Annotated in this window: 1 pseudogene; it reads left to right on the top strand. The window is 39.4% G+C overall.

Features of this window, described 5'->3' with window-relative positions:
• The first annotated feature begins 1 nt into the window (after position 1).
• Positions 2-1234 (top strand): annotated as a pseudogene (locus tag IQ270_RS30365) (ISAs1 family transposase).
• Positions 1235-1253: the final 19 nt, after the last annotated feature.

Raw genomic sequence — 1253 nt, 5'->3', positions numbered from 1 at the left:
AATGAAAAAAGGATTTGCTCCTGTTTCGCCAACCCAAAAATCCCAGAAGCAGAATAATCGGACTCAACCAATATCCATCGAACATTTACAAGGGAGCTTATCAACTTATTTTGATAACATACAAGCTCCCAGAGTAGACAGAACTAAACAACACTTACTTAAAGACATTCTCATCATCACCATATTAGCTGTAATCGCCGGAGCCGATGGATGGGAAGACATAGAAAATTACGGACTCAGTAAGCAAGAATGGTTACAGGAATTTTGAGAATTACCCAATGGAATTCCGAGCGATGACACATTTCGCCCTTGTATTTGAAAAGTTAGACCCTAAAATATTAGAAGAGAAGTTATCCCAATGGCTTCAAAAAATTATGGGTTCAGTTTCATCAGAAATTATCCCGATAGATGGAAAAAGTTTACGAGGCTCTTATGACGCCTGAAAAAAATTTAAAAAACCTACATTTAGTGACAGCTTGGGCGAGTGAACAGCGTTTGGTACTCGGACAAGTCAAAGTGGAAGACCATTAATCATGAAATCACAGCTATCCCTGCCTTGCTAGAATTAATCGACATTACGGGAGCGATTATCACTATTGATGCGATGGGAACTCACACCGAAATTGTGCGACTTATCCGTCAGAAAAAAGCGGATTATGTCCTGGCCTTAAAAAGCAATCATCCTACTCTTTATAATCAAGTAAAAGACTGGTGTAAGATCGCAATAACTCAGGAATTCATGGGAATTGAAGCGAGCTATGATTCCCGAACAGAAAAGGAACATCATCGCATCGAAACCAGAAAAGTCTGGAGCGAAGCGGAGGGAGTATGAGTTGCATCTTTAGGAGGACTTTATAAGCAAGAACAATGGGCAGGTCTTCAGACTATTGTGATGGTTAAAAGAATCCGTCATCTTTGGAATAAAACCACTTGTAAAGTGCATTTTTACTTAAGTTCGTTACCAGTAGATGCACAGATTAATGGTCGTGTTATTCGTCAACATTGGAGCATTGAGAACCAAATGCCTGGGAGTTTAGATGTTACCTTTAATGAAGATAAATGTCGTATTCGTTCGTTAAACAGCCCTCAGAATTTTGCTCTAGTAAGACGGATGGCACTTAATGCTGTCAATCAAGAAACAACTCTCAAACGTAGCTTGCGACAAAAAAGAAAACGGGCTGCGATGAATAATGACTATATGATGCAAATTCTCAAGTGCTTTTGTCAAGCATGATTGAGATGCTCTTACCCTG

Source organism: Microcoleus sp. LEGE 07076 (assembly GCF_015207455.1).
Classification (GTDB): Bacteria; Cyanobacteriota; Cyanobacteriia; order Cyanobacteriales; family Microcoleaceae; genus Microcoleus.
Note: the sequence above shows the minus strand (reverse complement) of the source record. Positions and strands in the feature narration are given on the sequence as shown.